Raw genomic sequence first — 17,465 nt, forward strand, 5'->3', positions numbered from 1 at the left:
AGGAACTCTGGATCAGATGAGTGAATAAACTTGTAAGAAAAGTTTAACAGGTCAATTTACTTTGAACAAAAAGCAATATAAATGTCAGTAAAGCTTTATATAAGCAGGTCTTTCAATGTGTTATTGATAACATTGAGATTATTTTTAAACGTACTCAAAGGAAGTGGCTTTGCAATTAAAAAGCCTTGCGCAAAGTCGCAACCAATTTTATGTAAAAGTTTAAGCTGGGCTTCGGTTTCGACACCTTCAGCCACCACTTTTATTTTGAGTTTATGAGCCATGGTTACAATGGCTTCACACAGAGCAAGATCGTCGTTATTTTCATCAAGGCTTGAGACAAAGGACTTATCAATTTTAAGGTAATCAATGGGAAACTTTCTTAAATAAGATAGCGATGAATAGCCGACACCAAAGTCATCAAGGGCAACCTGAAATCCTTGATTTCGAAATTCGGACACATGACCGCTGATGCGTTCTTCCATTAGCATGGATTCGGTAATCTCTATGGCTGCCGATTCCACCGGTAATCCCAGGTTACTCATATCTTGTGGCCACTGTTTGGACGTCAACATACGGAATTGCACGGGAGAAACATTAACACTTAGCTGGAATTTTGGCGTAAATTCCTTGTGCAGTTGTTTTACAGCGTCGAGTGACTGTTGAAATACCCAGTTAGCAACTTCATTTATCATGCGGGTTTCTTCGAGCAAAGGAATAAACTGATCCGGTGCAATCATACCGTGTAACGGATGCTGCCACCTGAGTAAGGCTTCGGCTTTATAAATGGAAAGCGTATTGAGATCGAGAATCGGTTGAAAATAAAGCTGGTATTGATGGTTCGCCAGTGCGTGGCGTAAATCGCTGATCATGATCATTCGATTTAATGCTTGCTGCTGCATTTTTGGCGTAAAGTAATGAAAGGTATTTTTGCCTTTGCGTTTTGCAGCGTACATGGCCTGATCAGCATTTTTTAATAACTTTATTCCGTCAGGATCGCCAGAACAATCTTGTGGGAAAAGTGTAATTCCAATGCTAGCACTCACGTGAGAAACATCGCCCGCCAATACAAAAGGCGATGACAGGTTTTCAAGCAATTGTTGAGCAACCATCTCAACCGAGCTTTCGCTGTGGATGTCATTTAAAATAATCACAAATTCATCACCGCCCAAGCGCGCAATAATATCGGTTTCTCGAATACTGCTTTGCAGTCGTTCAGCGGCTTTAATTAATAACTCATCTCCTAAGTCATGGCCTAGTGTATCGTTAATTTCTTTAAACCCATCCAAGTCAATTAAAATTAATGCGAAAGAAACTGGCTGACGATTATGTGCTTTCACCAGCTGTTCCAGTCTGTCCTGAAACAATCGCCTGTTTGGCAGCTTGGTTAAAAAATCAAAGTTCGCTTGTTTCCAGATTGTTTTTTCTCGCTTTTCCAGCTCTCGGTTATGACGGCGCAACTGAAATTGCCAAAACATAAAAATAATAATTAAGATCAGTGCGAGCACACTGATTTGAGTGATAGTTTGGTAGCTTTCCGATACCTCAAATTGTACCTTTCGCCAAGATTTATCAATTCGATTTGCCTCATGTTCTGGGATATCATCAATTAAGTGATTAAAAATGCCCACAAGTGGTTCATATTCTTTACGAACGCCAATGCCCAGTTTAACTTGAGCCAGCTCATCGAATTGGCCATTAATTTTTAAGTTAGTAAAGTTGCCTTCTTGAATAGCGTAACCAGCTAAATGCAGTCCACTAAAGTAACCATAGAGTTCACCGTTGTTTACTTTCTCAAGTCCTTCCTGTCTTGAGTTGACCTCAATAAGATTCATGTCTGGATAAAGGTTTTTAAGTAACTCTACATAAGCATAACCTTTATGCATACCTAGCTTTTTATCTTTCAGTAACTCAAGCTTGGATACAAAAAATTTTTCTTGTGTGGTTACTACAACAAAGGGAATAGTGATATAAGGTTTGGTAAAACTTAAAAATTGTTTTCGACTGGGAGTTTCTGCAATAAGCGCAATAATATCGCACGAACCAGACTTCACTTTGTTCATTGATTCCTCCCAAGTCGATGTAAGCTTCAGACGGATTGGGATGGGAAGTTCTTTTCGAAATAGAGCGATGTATTCGGCATTCATGCCAATATGCTGACCATCAACAATGTCTTCCAGAGGCATTGAGTTTGGACCGACACAGAGGCGAATTTGGGCAATGTCTTTTAAATATTTTTGTTGTGATTTCGATAGCTCAGCCGCGCGCGCCGTAATGGTCATACAGAGCAAAGCACTAATAGCACAGACAGAGAAAATAACACGACAGCGACTTGGCATTAGGGGTAGTAGTATCCGAGCTTTTTTCTTTTTTGAAAGAGGGATGAACTCAGTATAGATGCAATTATGCATTTATACACACTATGGAAGTGTCACTTTTATAAGTATTTCTTAAAGCGATAACTCAATTCACCGAGGTTTACCGGTGCTTATGGGATAATTTACGCATTCTCAACTGATGATAGAGAGGTTCGATAATTGATTTTAAGAAATAGAATTGGTGAAAAGTAAGTGTTAAACAATAGCAGGTACCAACTTAAGGCGATACCCGCTTATGATGTTTTGCTCGTTTATGGGATGAGGTCTGTTTTACTTTTACCGCATGAGGCCCGGCTTTCTTCTGGCCGGCGCGCTTACCGTGGGTTCTATTTTTTGAATAGCCTTTGGCATCGTCGTTCCATGGGATCAAACACTCGGGTCCATCACCAATTAAATGGGTTAGCCCTTTTTCTTGTAAGGTTTCACGAATGAATGGCCAGTTTTTGGGATCGTGATAACGCAGCAATGCTTTATGCACTTTGCGTTGAGACAACTCTTTGGCGGTGTACATTTTGTCCGACTTGTAACTGACTTTATGCAGTGGGTCGCGATCGGAATAATACATGGCGGTGGCTAACGCCATGGGAGAGGGGTAAAAGGTTTGCACCTGATCAGGTCGGAAATCATTTTTCTTGCACCAGAGTGCGAGATTAATCATGTCTTCATCGGTACAGCCCGGATGAGCCGCAATAAAGTAAGGGATCAAATACTGCTCTTTACCGGCTTCTTTGGAATATTTATCAAACAGCTTTTTAAACGCATCGTAGCTGCCGATGCCCGGCTTCATCATTTTATCCAGTGTATTGCTTTCGGTGTGTTCCGGCGCAATTTTTAAATAGCCGCCAACGTGGTGTTGCACCAGCTCTTTAACGTATTCCGGATCTTCCACGGCCAGGTCGTATCGTAAACCAGAGGCAATGGCGACTCGCTTAACGCCGTCGACATTTCGCGCTTTTCGATACAGTTGTGTGGTGGGCGAATGATCGGTAACCAGATTCGGGCAAATGGTTGGGTACACGCAGGACAGTTTTCGGCAATTGGACTGGATCTCATCGCTGACGCAATTCAGTTGATACATATTGGCCGTGGGCCCACCCAAATCGGAAATGGTGCCGGTAAATCCCGGTGTTTTATCGCGAATGTTTTCAATTTCTTTCAATATGGATTCTTGCGAACGGCTTTGAATCACCCGTCCTTCGTGCTCGGTAATGGAACAGAAGGTACAACCGCCAAAACAGCCGCGCATAATATTGACCGAAAACTTGATCATCTCATAGGCGGGAATGTGCGCATCACCATAGCTTGGGTGTGGTTTGCGTTGGTACGGCAAATCAAATACACCGTCCATTTCGTCGGTTTCTAACGGAATGGGTGGGCGATTGACCCAAATTTCTTTGGTGCCGTGTTTTTGCACTAACGCCTTGGCGTTGTTTGGGTTCGACTCCAGGTGCAACACACGAGAGGCGTGAGCATAAAGCGCCGGATCTTTGCTGACTTTTTCAAACGAAGGCAGTCGCACCACGGTTTTCGCCGGATCGAGCTTTTCTTTCCGCGTCAGTGGCATCGGGATCACCCGAATAGGAACGGCATCGCTATTAGTTGCAGTAGAATTAGTTGCAGCAGAGTCATTCTGCATGGCTTCCTGTTTCGAACAGCCACCAGAATCATGATTGGTTTCACCTTCCTGATGGACATATTCATAGGGCGATGGGATCGCATCAATTTGCCCTGGCCAGTCAATACGCGTGGAGTCGACTTCGGTAAAGCCACCCGGTACAGCATCTCGAATAAACGCTGTGCCACGAATGTCGGTCAGTTGCTGGATCGGTTTGCCGAGCGATAACTCATTGGCAATTTCGGCAATGGCACGTTCTGCGTTACCGTATAAAACAATATCGGCGCCCGAGTCGAGCAATACCGAACGTCGCACTTTGCCCGACCAGTGATCGTATTGAGCAATTCGGCGCAGTGATGCTTCGATACCACCGGCGACAATAGGTACGTCTTTGTAAATTTCACGCAATTTCTGGCAGTAAACCGTTAATGCCCGGTCGGGGCGCTTGCCCGCCACACCATGAGGGGTATAGGCATCGTCGTTACGCACTTTTAAGTCGGCGGTATAACGGTTGATCATTGAGTCCATATTGCCGGCGGACACACCAAAAAACAGATTGGGCGTGCCCAGTTTGCTAAATTCATCGGGATTGTTCCAGTCCGGCTGGGCAATGATGCCCACACGAAAGCCCTGAGATTCCAGAAACCGGCCCATCACAGCCATACCGAAGCTTGGATGGTCGATGTAAGCATCACCCACAACAAGAATGATGTCGCAGCTGTCCCAGCCCAGTTCGTCCATTTCTTGCCGGGACATGGGTAAATAGGGCGCTGTGCCGTAACATTCAGCCCAGTATTTGGGGTATTCAAAAAGATGTTGCGCGGTTTGTTTCATGAAATGCCGTAGTTGATTATGCGAAAAATTCAGATACCAACACTGAGAACACTCGGAGCTGGTCAAAAAATGGTCGCATATTATGCCAAACTTAACCGCTGGCGAATAGTTATTTTTTGCAACAATAGTGGTTTTAACGGCCTTTTACCGCAATCTATCGGCAAATAATCGAAGCGGATTGGCTGAATGCTAAACTGGCCTGTAATAAAGCCGATTCTAAAATGACTAGTGCTACTGGTTACTTATTTGAAAAATCAGGAGTTTACGTTGAAAAAAATCGTTATTGCTGCACTTATAGTATTTAGTGTTTTATCCAGTCAAAGTTCGGCTAAAACTTTTGTCTGGAAAGTGGAAAAGGATCAAAAGTCGGCGTTTATTGCCGGTACCATTCATGTACTAAGAGAGCAGGATAAGTCATTACCGGAAGCCTACAACCTGGCCTATCAACAGGCGGATGTGGTTGCCTTTGAAGTGGATTTGAAAGAGATGATGGCAGCCGTATTCAAAATGGCACATCGGGGTATGTATCAGGATGGTACTAAACTTAGCGACGTATTAAGCCCAGAAGTTTTTCAACAGCTGGAAAATTTTTGTAATGAAAACGGTTTTCCATTGAAGCCAATGCTTGAAATGAAGCCCACTTCGGTCAGTGTGAATATTATGTTGGGTATGATGATGCGCGAAGGTGCAAAACCAGAAGGCATTGATATGATGTTTAATAAAAAAGCACGCCAAGATGGAAAAGGTTTGTTAGCGTTAGAATCTATTGACGATCAGCTAGACGCATTATTTAATGATGACGTTGATGGTGATGCACTAATAAAAAGCACAATACGAGATGCAAAAAATGCTGACAAAATGTTAGATAAAATGGTCTCGGCGCTTTATCAAGGTGATGTAGATACTTTCAAAAATGATTTTTTGCTGCCGTTCGAAAAAGAATCTCCCGAGTATTATAAAAGTTTAATTGTGGTTCGTAACAATAACTGGATACCGAAAATTGAAGCCATGCTGGCAACCCCGGAAAAAGAACTGATTATGGTGGGTGGGTTGCACCTGGTTGGCGATATTGGTGTGATTGAGCAGTTAAAGTCGCGTGGTTACACTGTTACGCAAATGGATTAATACGACAGGCCATGTCAACACGTCAATGGATATTGAGTGCGGCTGTGTTAGTCGCAACCGCACTCAGTTTAATGTTCTGGCATCATTCAAAAATGCTCGCTGATTTAAATGTTTCTGGCGTTCAGGAAAGCGAGCAATCGATACATCCGATATCCAATATTTCTTTACCGATAGAACAGAAGAAGCAACCGTCAGAACCGGAAGCTCCTGTGACGGTTGATCCTAATGATTTACAAGACAATCATCTGGATGTGGTTACATGCAAGCAAGATCTGGATGAGCTGCTTGATACCGAGCAGTCGAATCGATTTCTTCAGCATAATGCCTTAAAAGAACAGCTTGCGGCGTTAAACACCGTACCGGCAAACTTAATGGTTGCCTTACTGGAAAACAATAAGGAGTCGTTAAACACTTATCTTCAATACAGTCAGTCATCACAGTTTTCTAACTACGCCAATTACTTACTGTTAACTAAATGTTTACAAGAATCGGAACAGAATAATGTTTGCAAGGAATCGCGTTTCGCCAATATTGTGTCGGAAAATTATCAGGAAGGTCGTTTCTGGTTAATGCGTGCGGAACAGTTTGCAAAAAATAAAAAAACAACCCAAGCCATACAGGCACTCAATGGTTTTTTGGCGGCTTCAAACTTATATGATTTTCATGGTGACTCATTAATTATGAGTTTACGGGCGTTTAATCAATCTGAAATTGATAGCTTTCCACTGCGTTTGGTGGCGTCTTTTGCTGTTGTGGTTAGCTCCCCCAGGCTACCTGCCAATAGCACATTAAATTTTTGTGAAAACCAGTCTTTATTTCGCCCTGATATTTTAAATCTTTGTGCCCAGGTGGGAGAGAAGCTTTATAAGCAAGGCAAAACCATTGCAGATAAACAACTGGGTTTAACTCTGCAAATAAATGCTTATAACGGCAGAGATGATGATATGGTCAAAAAGCTTTCCGAAGAAAAGCATCGGATTGATAAGCAGCTGGCTGAAATGGAAAAGGTCAGTAATCTTATTTTGATGGATGAAAATCTGGGACGTTATCTGGTTGAGCAATGGATCAAATTTGGCGAATTAGAAGCTTATAAAAATACCATTGAAGAAGCCGTCCGTTTATCAAAAAATCCTCAGTACGATCCGTGCAATTCGCGTCAAGTCGGAACCGAATAATCAGTTCCGACTTGTTGGTTTATTCACAACTGTTCATGGTTACTCTGAATCATTTTTGCTTAGCATAGACTGTTGTTGGATAAGCGATTCCAGTGCCTGAGCCACTTCAAACAATTTTGCTTCCTGATGGGGTAATCCCATAATGGATACGCCTATGGGTAAGCCATGTACCTTGCCAAGTGGAATGGTAATGTGTGGATAACCGGATACTGCGGAGTAGGTAGAGACACCACCGTTGGCGTTGTCGCCATTGACGCGATCGATTTTCCAGGCTGGCCCTCGTGTTATGGCAGTTAATGCATCCAGTTTGTTTTCATTGATCATGGACTGCAGCGTGTTGCGCGTTTCTTCCCGAATTTTTTTCAATGCTGTTTGGTATTCCTGACTGTCAAGATCGTCTTTTTGTTGCGCTTTTTCAAATATTTCTTGTTGAAAATACGGCATTTCAATGGCTTTATTGTTTTCATTAAATTCGATGAGTTTTTCTAGTGTCAGTGCATTGTATTGATTCGGTAATCCACCGAGGTATTGATTTAAATCGTGCTTTAATTCAAACAGTAAAACTTGATAGGTATCGTTCCAGAATCCCGAATAAGGGCTGGTTTTTAAATCCTTTACCAATGAAACCTGTTGCTGCTCTAACCATTCGATCAGTTGTTGCTCCAGCGCTTTAACCTGCTCATGATTGGTGGCGGATGAATGAAACATTCCTAACTTAAACTGATCCAATGGTTTTGTTGTAGGCACTAAATTCACACTGCGATCGAATACACGGGCACTGGTGGCGCTGTCCAGTTCATCTGCAGAGCTCATGTGTTGCAAAATTAGCGCGGCATCGGCGACAAACTTAGTCATGGGGCCCGCGGTGTCCTGAGTGTGTGAAATGGGCACTATGCCAAATCGGCTTGCCAGACCTACGGTAGGTTTAACCCCGACGACACCATTAACGGCCGCTGGACAGGTAATGGAACCATTGGTTTCGGTGCCTATGGCGGCAATGGCCATATTGGCGGCGACTGAAGCCCCTGAACCTGAACTGCTGCCACAGGGCGTTCGACTAGGATCGTGCGGATTGCGGGTTTGCCCACCAATGGCGCTCCAACCGGATGAGGAACGTTCCGAACGAATATTGGCCCATTCACTTAAGTTGGCTTTGCCCAGAATAACGGCACCGGCTGTGCGTAAATCTTTGGTGATGGTGGCATCACGACGGGTGTGATTGTCTTTTAATGCAAACGAACCTGCCGTTGTCGGCATGTCCTGAGTTTCAATATTGTCTTTCAGTAATATCGGCATGCCATGCAGTTTGCTGCGGATTTTGCCTTGCGTCAGCTCCTGATCCAGTTGCTTTGCAATGGTAAGCGCATCCGGGTTGATAAGAATGACACTGCTTAGCTGAGGGTTTTTGGTTTCGATTTGATGGATATAAAATTCGGTTAAATCAGTAACACTAAATTCGTTATTCAATAGTCGTTGATGCAGTTGCTCAATGGTTTCAGTACTGGTCCATTGCTCGAGTGAAGTGTGCAAGGCTGGTTTATCATGAGTAACCGTTGCACAGGCCGATAAAAAGCTAATCAGTATTGCGGAAATAAATACCGATACAGAGCGGGCAAAAAAATGGTTTTGGGTACTTGGTGTTGGCATAGCGATATTCTTTATTATTGTTGGTGGCGAATATTACACCTTAGCCCATGGTGAAATGCAATAGGTTATAACGGACAGTTGTATAGTGATGTGTTGGTCGTGTTAAGTATTGGAAATAGAGGTTTAAGGGTAGTTTTTTTATTGTTTAATATTTATTGTCTGACGCTTATTTATTTTCAGAGTCCTTTTTATTCGCTTTGAGAGGTTTATTCGAAGTTTGAGGCTGCTCAGGTTGTTGCAAAGCTTTTTCCCGTTGCTGCTGATATTCGCGATACGATAGAGAGTGTTCGGCCATGCATTGGTCGTATTGCCCGGGCGGTGATTTTAAACAAGCTTGTTGCCGGTTTTCCTGAACGGCGTTGTACAGTTGTTTCGAACTGCAACCGCTCATAACCAACATTAAGCTGCCACAAGCGACGGCTGTTAATTTGCTAGCTGTGTATCGAATATTTATCATCTTGAGTTTGTCTTGGTGGCGTCTCTTAGTGCTATGTTTTAGCGGGTTGGCCTGACTGGGTATGGCTTAAATGTCTAAGCAACTGCTTGGATAAGTGTTCACCCGAGAAGTTCCCTCTGTCAGCGGTCATTTATACCTAATAATAGAACATTTATTTTTGTTTAACAGTAGGGAAGGGATATTAGATTTTGTTAAACAGTGACAGCTATTCGGTAAGCTGTCACTGAATATAGGATTAACTCAATTCTTGGTTAAATCGCTTAACGTGTTAACTGCTTTGTTTGCGCTTGATGTATCGGGTTAATTGCGCTTTTAATGATTTTGGAATGTGTTTCACAATTAACTCGTCGGAGTCTTCATCAAATACAATGTTGTCGCCAAACATCTCCGATGAAAAGCTGATGCTGAGGTTTTTATCGCGCCCAAAAAAGCGCACGTATTTTTTCAGGCTGGCTCGGTCAGTGTAGATTTCTTTTTTAACTTCCGGTTTATTTTCGGACACAAAACTTGAGAACTGAGCCGGATTGTCATCGTCCAGTTGTGTTGACAGGTCGTCCAGATCAACCGGCGCACCAGACATATCCTGATCAATACAGTACTCAACAATTTTACTTTTTAACTGTTCGCCCTTTGTTGGCTCCTGCTGATCAATGTAATCATCAACCACGGACAGGAAGTCTTCGGTTTGTGCTTTTAAGTCGACGCTGGATATAAACCCGGCGAAGGATTTAAAGGCTTCGGTTAGTTCTTTGTTGCCCTTTGAGGCGATAAACGACAGGTATTGATCCCAGCCCTCTACTTTCCACTGTTCCATATCAATCTTGAAGGCAAAGTTGAGTTTGGCGGGGTTAATATATTCCAGTGTATCCACATCCAGCTCATTATTGATGAACTGGGCATCGGTGTGATTGATCCAGAAAACATAAAAAAACTGTTGCTCAACCAGTTCATCCATCACAAATAAAATGTGACTGTTCATCGGCTCCGGTGTCTTTTCGAACTGAAGCTTTAAGTGATCCATGGCCTGATGGGTTAGGCTGGAAAAACTGATCGAATCGGATTCGTGGTTTTTCAACAACGCGGGCAATGGATTGTCCGATTGCTCCGGATCAAATAAACCGTATTGTTTTTGCGTACTGCGCTGAAAAGTCAGTTTGAGTTGTTCAAACAGCGAAACAATGGGGCCTTCGGCATTCACTTCATCGGGACGCAATTGTATTTTTGCTTCCGAGCCGGGTTTGGAGCGTTGCAACTTATGAATAGAACAATGTTTTATGGTCATACAGCACTCTAACAATCAAATGGGCCACGATTATATATCAGCTCAGATGTTTGAAAAGAGGTTAGCTGAGCCTTTTTGCCATAGTAAACTTTTTCGAGTTGATAACTTGTTGAATCAGAACGGGAAAACGTTATTGTTAAAGTTACTCTTCATTAACATCACTGATGTGAATGATTCTTATTACTGTGCTAATCTGTGGAGCATAACGTTTTCTATTTACTGACGCTTTTTATTTGCTGAAGATAGTGCGCACAGCTGTTATCACATAGTTGTCAGCGCATAGTTGTTCAATTTGTTGGTCAATATAATTAAATCGGGTGGACTTATGAGTCACAAGTGGAACCGTAAAACGCTAAAACGGATTGATGGTCGCTCTGGTTGGGTACCAGGCCTTGCGATAGTGCTGGTTGCCGCAATAATAACCGTCATTATTTTTAATACCGAACCGGAAGCCAAGCGTGAAGGGGCTACCCGCAAATCAGCCATGTTGGTTGATACGCTTGTTGTTAAACGCCAAGATTATCAACCTTCCATAAAAGCCATGGGCGTGGTCACGCCTGCTCAGCAAGTGGCGTTAAAATCGAGAGTATCGGGCGAAGTTGTCCAGATGGATGAGGCCTTTGTACCGGGGGCTTTGATCGCCCGGCAGCAGCCACTGATTCAACTGGATACCGACGATTATCAGTTGGCGGTGCAGCAAGCGAACAGTGAGTTAACTGAGGCGCAGTCGGCTCTGAGCACTGAAATGGGTGAGCAGGAAAGAGCGAAAAATGTGTATCAGTCACTCAACACCGAGCTATCGGAGCAAAACAAGGCGCTGGTGTTGCGTCAACCACAACTGCTGAGTGCACAAGCAAGAGTGACGGCTGCCAAAGCAAACCTGGCCAAAGCCAGACTGGACTTAAAACGCACAGAAATTCACGCACCTTTTGATGCGCAGGTTGTGTCTCGTGAAGTTAGCATGGGTTCTCAAGTCAGTGCTGGCGATACTCTGGCTCGCTTAATTGGTGTTGACGAATACTGGATAGAAGCCAGTGTGCCGCTGAATAAAATGAGCCGGTTAAAAGCATCAGTCGCAGCAGGGAGTAAGTCAGAAAATGCACCTGAAAATTCCAGCACAACCAAGGTGACGGTTCGCGATCATAATGCCTGGCCGAAAGGCTATACCCGCCAGGGGCAGTTTAAACACCTTGTTTCTGAGCTCGAGCAAAGTACCCGAATGCTGACGGTATTGGTGAGTGTTGATGACCCACTTGGGTTATCCAGCAATGAGAAACCCTTGGTTGCGGGCAGTTTTGTTGAGGTGGCATTACCGGCAAAAACTTTGTCGAATGTGATTCGATTGCCGCGTCAGTATTTACGTAAAAATGACACCCTTTGGTTGCTACAAGATGACGTATTGGCCATCAAATCGGTTGAGGTGGTTTTTCGAGACGAACAATTTGTTTATCTGGCCAGTGGCATCATGGACAGCGCAGAAGTCATCACCACCGACTTATCGACGGTAAAAGAAGGGGCTGCCGTTGCGCGTAAATCAGGTACCAGCAATAACCCGCAAACGGTTGATGGAATAAAATCAGGTTCAAATGAATCATAAGCGTTAGAAGAGAACCGTTACAAGAGAGGCATTACAATAGAATAAGCGATTCAAAACAGTGTTCGATATAAAACAGTAATCGATAGAGAAGAGTGAACGATAGAAAGAGTTTTCGATATTAAAAGCAATGCAGACAAACAAAAAATAACGGATAAGTCATATGCTTGATCAAGATAATTCATCAGGAGGTTTTGTTAGCCCAATTGAGTGGATGGCTCGCAATTCCATTGCGGCCAATCTGTTTATGATGATTTTACTTGGTGGCGGCCTGTACATGGCGATCCAGGTGCAAAAGGAAGTGTTCCCACAATTTGAGCTGGGCATTGTTGAAGTGGATGTGCAATATCCTGGCGCCTCACCCGAAGAAGTGGAAAAAGGCATTTTGCAACCAGTGGAAGAAGCGGTTCGAGGGGTACAGGGGATACGAGAAATGACGTCAACCGCCCGCGAAGGCTCGGGGCGTGTCCGGCTTGAATTGGTATCGGGTTTGGATCGCAGCAAAGCGTTTCAGGATATTGATCAGGCAGTTAATCGAATTCGAACCTTTCCGGAGGATACTGAAGAACCGGAAGTCTCGATGCAGGTTCAGCAGCGCGATGTGATGGAAATAGGTATTTATGGCGATCTGGATATCTGGTCGTTGCGTAAACTGGGCGAGCAAGTCAGGGATCGACTGTTGAGCGAGCCTGGTATATCTCAGGTGTCATTGAATAATGTGCCGGCCTATGTCACGCACATTGAAATTTCACAGACTCAGCTTCGACAATACGGATTAACACTGAGTCAGGTGGCGTCGCGTATTCGCGAATCGGCGCGCGATGTTCCAGCGGGCGCCATTGAGACCAACGAAGGTGAGATCCTGCTGCGATTAAAAGAGCGTAAGCAATGGGCTGATCAGCTGGCGAAAATAGCCATCGTCACCTCCCCTCAGGGCGCCATTGTTCGGTTGGGTGATATTGCCCGGTTGGACGATGGGTTTGAAGACGACGGTTTTCATGCGCAATTTAATGCCCAACCCTCCATTGAAGTTGAAATATTTCGAATTGGAAAACAGTCGCCTCTGGATATCGCTGAAACCGTCAATCGGGTTTTGGCGGATTTAAAAACAACATTGCCTGATGGCGTTGAGGTTCGGATCGACAGCAATCGTGCTGCCGACTTTCGGGATCGGCTCAACTTATTATTGGAAAATGGTGCTTTGGCGATAGTCATCGTATTGTTGATCCTAGGTGCCTTTCTTGAGTACCGGCTGGCGTTCTGGATCATGATGGGGATGACCATTTCCTTTGTCGGCGGTTTGCTCTTTTTGCCCATGCTCAGTGTCAGCATAAATATGATTTCAATGTTCGCCTTTTTGGTTGTGCTGGGCATTGTGGTGGATGACGCTATTGTTGTGGGTGAAAATATTTATGAGTACCGCGAGCAGGGGTATGACTTTATGACCGCGGCAATAAAGGGGGCAAAGGATATCGCCGCTCCGGTTACCTTTACCATTTTGACCACCATAGTTGCGTTTATTCCGGTGATGTTTATACCGGGCACCACTGGGTTATTTTGGTGGCCATTGCCGGTTGTGGTAATAACGGTACTGGCGATATCTCTGGTTGAAGCTTTATACATTTTGCCAGCGCATCTGGCGCACAGTACCGATAAAGCCACGACAAAGCTGGGGCACGTAGTACATCGTCGTCAGCGTGCTATTGCCCGACGGTTTAACGGGTTTATTCAAAATCAGTACCGGCCTTTTTTGGCCTGGTGTCTGCATCGACGCTACCTAACATTAAGTGCAGCGTTTTCACTACTATTGGTAACTGGTGCGTTTGCAGTCAGCGATCATATGGGCATGGTAATGATGCCGCGAGTGGCGGCCGACGAGATCGAAGCGGGGGTATCATTACCGGTGGGCACTACACAGCGACAGGCTGCCCGTGTCGCCAATGAAATTACCGACGCAACCCATAAAATGTTCCTTGAACATAATTTATTTGAAGTGGCCGACGGTATAAAAACCAATGTTCGCGGAAAGAGCTTTATTGATGTAGAAATTGTGATGAAGCCGCCCGACCAGAGAGATATGTCGGCCGCTGAAGTGATTGAGCTGTGGCGTAATGAAATTGGCGATATAGATGGGGTCGATCAAATTTCATTTGAGGCAGAGCGTGGTCCGGGGGGCTGGCGAGATGATATCAGTGTCGACTTAAGCCATTCGGATCTGGAAGTACTGGCACTGGCCAGTCAGCAGTTTCTTGAGCGTATGAAAACGTTTACCGCCACTCGTGATGTTAACGACAGTTATAACAAGGGTAAATTGCAATATGATTTTACCTTAAAACCGGAAGGCGAAATGCTTGGCCTGACCTCGGCCGATATTGGGCGGCAGGTTCGGGATGCGTTTTACGGTGCCGTGGCATTAAGGCAATTAAGAGGAACCAATGAAATAGAAGTGCGCGTAAAATTACCAGAGTCCGAACGACAGCAAGCGCATACCTTGGAAAACTTTATCATACGCACGCCTGATAATATCGAAGTGCCGTTAATGGATGTGGCGAATGTGAGCTTGGGAGAGGCTTTTTCATCGTTGGATCGCCGTAATGGACGTCGTGTTATTACCGTCGGTATGGATGTTGAACCGCAAAGCGCCAATTCGCGAATCATCAAAGCGATTAATCAAGAAGTGCTGCCTGAACTACGGCAGGCGTATCCTGGGATCACCTGGAACTTCAGCGGTACGCAGGCGCAAATGCGAGAATCAACCCAGGTACTTTGGGGCGGCTTTGGCATGGCCATGCTGGTGGTTTACTCGTTGCTGGCGATTGCCTTTCGCAGTTATTCGCAACCGGTTATTGTTATGTTGGCGATCCCATTTGGCAGCGTAGGAGCGGTTTTTGGTCATCTGTTACTGGGCTATGATTTGTCGCTTATCAGCATGATGGGGGTGGTTGCGCTGGCCGGTGTGGTGGTCAATGGCGCGTTAATCATGGTGGATTACGCCAATAAAAAGCGCAAACAGATGTCTGTTTTTGATGCCATTCATGAGGCCGGTGTAAGACGCTTTCGACCCATTGTTTTAACCACACTGACAACGTTTGGCGGTTTAACGCCGATTATTTTGGAACAGTCACGGCAGGCTTATCAGTTAATCCCTATGGCTATTTCATTAGGGTTTGGAATTATTTTTGCCACGTCGATTATGTTAGTGATCATTCCTTGTTTTTATCTGGTACTGGAAGATTTCCAATCCCGCTATAACCCCGAAAAAATCAGTTAGAAAAAACAAACAGTTACAGACGTTAATAGCAGATGTAATGGGTGTTATTGCTTCTGCTATTTAACCGCGACTACCTCAATATGAAATATATCTCAAAGCTTAAGTTGTTGAAAAATTAATCAGGGATTAACCTATAAACAAGAGCGTGTTTAACTTTCCAATCTCACCATCGCTGATTTCGTTAACGATAATTTACTTGTCTGTCAGCAACGCAAGTTGAGAAAGAAGGAATAATGTTTAAAGTATTCCATTAACACTAGCTCAAGGTTGGATCTTGCCAGGGAATAGGATCATCACGCCGCTATTGTCTGTCCTGTATTCAGCGTTTCGTTTTTTCAGGTATGAACTATTCATGTGGAAAGATATAAGGAGCGAGTTATGGCGGGTACATCCGAAGCCGTTAATCAGGCAGCTAGATTATCAGAAATTGGTTTTCCGGAATTTACAACCAAACTTATTACCGATGTGTTTGATTCTCTGGTTGCGACCAATTTACGACAAACAGAAGCTTACATTGAGTTATTGCAACAAACCGGCAAGACATTAACCACTTTTATTAATGATACGAAAGACGATATTGGTGGCGAGTTATTGTTGCAGTTTCTGGCGCATGCTTTACCTCCTCGTGATGATAAAAAAGAAGAGGATGGGACTCACGTTAAAGAAGGCAATTCATTAACCAATGAAGAAGCGTCAACGTTAAATAATGCGCTGGAAGTAAAAGATGCGGGCATCAGTAGTGATAATAAAGTGGCTTCTGCAGGAGCGTTAAACGAAACCAAAGTAAACGCTATTCTTGAAGCCGTTGCCAATCGAATTTCTGCGGATAAATATTCACTGTTAAAAGAAATGGTTAAGCAAGGTATTTTACGCTTGGTGGTGGAAGATGGTGAAATTGAAACTCGACTGACATTTAACACTTACGGCTCATCCTTTTATCAAAATAAAACCTCTGATTATCAGCGTAAAAACTTTGCGTTTCGTGCGAAAGCGAAAACCGGCGGCTTGTTATCGGCCTGGGTTAAAGCGTCAGCATCTACGTCCTACAACAGTGTTAAAGTGTCAACCGCCAATAAAACCGATCAGGACCGTTCGGGTAGTCGGGTGCAAATATTTGGCCGTGTGCATGTGAACTTTAAAACCGATTATTTACCGCTTGATCAATAACTCATGAACAGAAAAATTATAATGAATAACTAAGGGATTAGTGCATGTCTGACAATGCCAGTACGCCCATCGAACTGGGCTTCGCAGAATTTGTTGCGAAGCTCATTTCCGATGTGTTTGATGCCACTATTAACTCTCAACTTGAGCAACAGGAAAAGTTACAGGAATTGCAGGCAATGTTGTCTCAGTCTGATGATGATTTTGTTGACGTCCTGTTATCTCGTACGGAATTTATTGAACAGGTTGATCTTTTATTGCAAGGTTATTTCCCAATCAAAAAGGATGATGAGCTTCATGCCATTTATGAAGGTGCGCCTTATCAACCCGCTAAAGGAGATGTGCCGGAACAGCCTGCAGTGTTTGAAAAGCTGGCATTAAAGTTAGCCGAAGGGGATTTTAAGCCCAGAAGCAAATCGCTAACTGAGCAGGGTGTTATGGCAATTTATCGTGCTGCTGCAAAACCCTTGGCGGCGCAAAAACGTGGGTTGTTCATTCAGATGATGGAGTCCGGGTTTCCAAGCATTGTTATCGATAGCGGAAAAATTAATGCAAAGTTAACCTTTAGTACCACTCAGGTAAGTCAGAATAATCAAACTGAAGACACTGGTGCTGAAGATAATAATAGTCCCGAAGCCTCAGCAGGAGCCGGTGCAAATAACTCACTCCCATCCTTATCGAGTGAGCGATTAAGCCGGGTTAATTTATCGTCGCGATTCAGTGAACGAATTTCATCAAGGCTGGTTACGCCTATACAGCCGCTCAATCGCTATGTTGGTCTGATTAAACCGAATATTAATGATCAGGTTCGACTTACTGTAAAGCAGGCGAGTAATAAATCGCCGCAAGATACCCAGGCGACCACTAATATTTACAGTGAAGTCGAAATTCATTTTAAAACCATTAAGTAATTGGTAGAGCGTGAT

General features: G+C 44.0%; 11 protein-coding genes. 6 read left to right on the forward strand and 5 right to left on the reverse strand.

The features are described from left to right. Positions 1–95: 95 nt before the first annotated feature. Both C8D97_RS17200 and C8D97_RS17205 read right to left on the reverse strand, forming a co-directional pair. Positions 96–2,279 carry an EAL domain-containing protein gene (locus C8D97_RS17200; RefSeq protein WP_170115290.1) on the reverse strand — a complete coding sequence of 728 codons (2,184 nt, stop codon included), beginning with the start codon at positions 2,277–2,279 and terminating at the stop codon, positions 96–98. Between the two features lie 313 nt (positions 2,280–2,592). After that, the gene (locus tag C8D97_RS17205) at positions 2,593–4,824 is read right to left on the reverse strand and encodes a YgiQ family radical SAM protein (RefSeq protein ID WP_109765049.1); all 2,232 of its coding nucleotides are present in this window, start codon (positions 4,822–4,824) and stop codon (positions 2,593–2,595) included. A gap of 267 nt (positions 4,825–5,091) precedes the next feature. On the opposite strand from C8D97_RS17205, the gene C8D97_RS17210 reads away from it, so the two are divergent. Next, on the forward strand, positions 5,092–5,949 hold the full coding sequence (locus tag C8D97_RS17210) for a TraB/GumN family protein (RefSeq protein WP_170115291.1): 858 nt from the start codon (positions 5,092–5,094) through the stop codon (positions 5,947–5,949). Between the two features lie 11 nt (positions 5,950–5,960). Then, the gene (locus tag C8D97_RS17215; RefSeq protein ID WP_109765051.1) at positions 5,961–7,124 is read left to right on the forward strand and encodes a hypothetical protein; all 1,164 of its coding nucleotides are present in this window, start codon (positions 5,961–5,963) and stop codon (positions 7,122–7,124) included. A gap of 39 nt (positions 7,125–7,163) precedes the next feature. Here the strand turns inward: C8D97_RS17215 and C8D97_RS17220 are convergent, their stop codons facing one another. The 3 genes from C8D97_RS17220 to C8D97_RS17230 all read right to left on the reverse strand — a co-directional run bounded on the left by C8D97_RS17220 (position 7,164) and on the right by C8D97_RS17230 (position 10,510). Continuing rightward, positions 7,164–8,771 carry an amidase gene (locus tag C8D97_RS17220; protein ID WP_109765052.1) on the reverse strand — a complete coding sequence of 536 codons (1,608 nt, stop codon included), beginning with the start codon at positions 8,769–8,771 and terminating at the stop codon, positions 7,164–7,166. Between the two features lie 166 nt (positions 8,772–8,937). Beyond that, positions 8,938–9,228, reverse strand: a complete 291-nt coding sequence (locus C8D97_RS17225) for a hypothetical protein (RefSeq protein WP_109765053.1) — start codon at positions 9,226–9,228, stop codon at positions 8,938–8,940. A gap of 268 nt (positions 9,229–9,496) precedes the next feature. Next, positions 9,497–10,510, reverse strand: coding sequence for a nucleoid-associated protein (locus C8D97_RS17230; RefSeq protein WP_109765054.1), 1,014 nt, complete (start codon positions 10,508–10,510; stop codon positions 9,497–9,499). A gap of 325 nt (positions 10,511–10,835) precedes the next feature. On the opposite strand from C8D97_RS17230, the gene C8D97_RS17235 reads away from it, so the two are divergent. The 4 genes from C8D97_RS17235 (at position 10,836) to C8D97_RS17250 (ending at position 17,450) form a co-directional block, all read left to right on the forward strand. After that, positions 10,836–12,107 (forward strand): efflux RND transporter periplasmic adaptor subunit, encoded by a 1,272-nt coding sequence (locus C8D97_RS17235; RefSeq protein WP_109765055.1) that lies wholly within the window; start codon positions 10,836–10,838, stop codon positions 12,105–12,107. A 160-nt stretch (positions 12,108–12,267) separates the two neighbouring features. Continuing rightward, the gene (locus tag C8D97_RS17240; RefSeq protein WP_109765056.1) at positions 12,268–15,375 is read left to right on the forward strand and encodes an efflux RND transporter permease subunit; all 3,108 of its coding nucleotides are present in this window, start codon (positions 12,268–12,270) and stop codon (positions 15,373–15,375) included. A 378-nt stretch (positions 15,376–15,753) separates the two neighbouring features. Further along, positions 15,754–16,542: a hypothetical protein gene (locus C8D97_RS17245; RefSeq protein ID WP_109765057.1), complete on the forward strand. Its 789-nt coding sequence runs from the start codon at positions 15,754–15,756 to the stop codon at positions 16,540–16,542. Between the two features lie 44 nt (positions 16,543–16,586). Then, on the forward strand, positions 16,587–17,450 hold the full coding sequence (locus tag C8D97_RS17250; RefSeq protein WP_109765058.1) for a hypothetical protein: 864 nt from the start codon (positions 16,587–16,589) through the stop codon (positions 17,448–17,450). Positions 17,451–17,465 lie beyond the last annotated feature (15 nt).

Origin of the sequence: Pleionea mediterranea, from assembly GCF_003148745.1 — a bacterium.
GTDB classification, from domain to species: domain Bacteria; phylum Pseudomonadota; class Gammaproteobacteria; order Enterobacterales; family Kangiellaceae; genus Pleionea; species Pleionea mediterranea.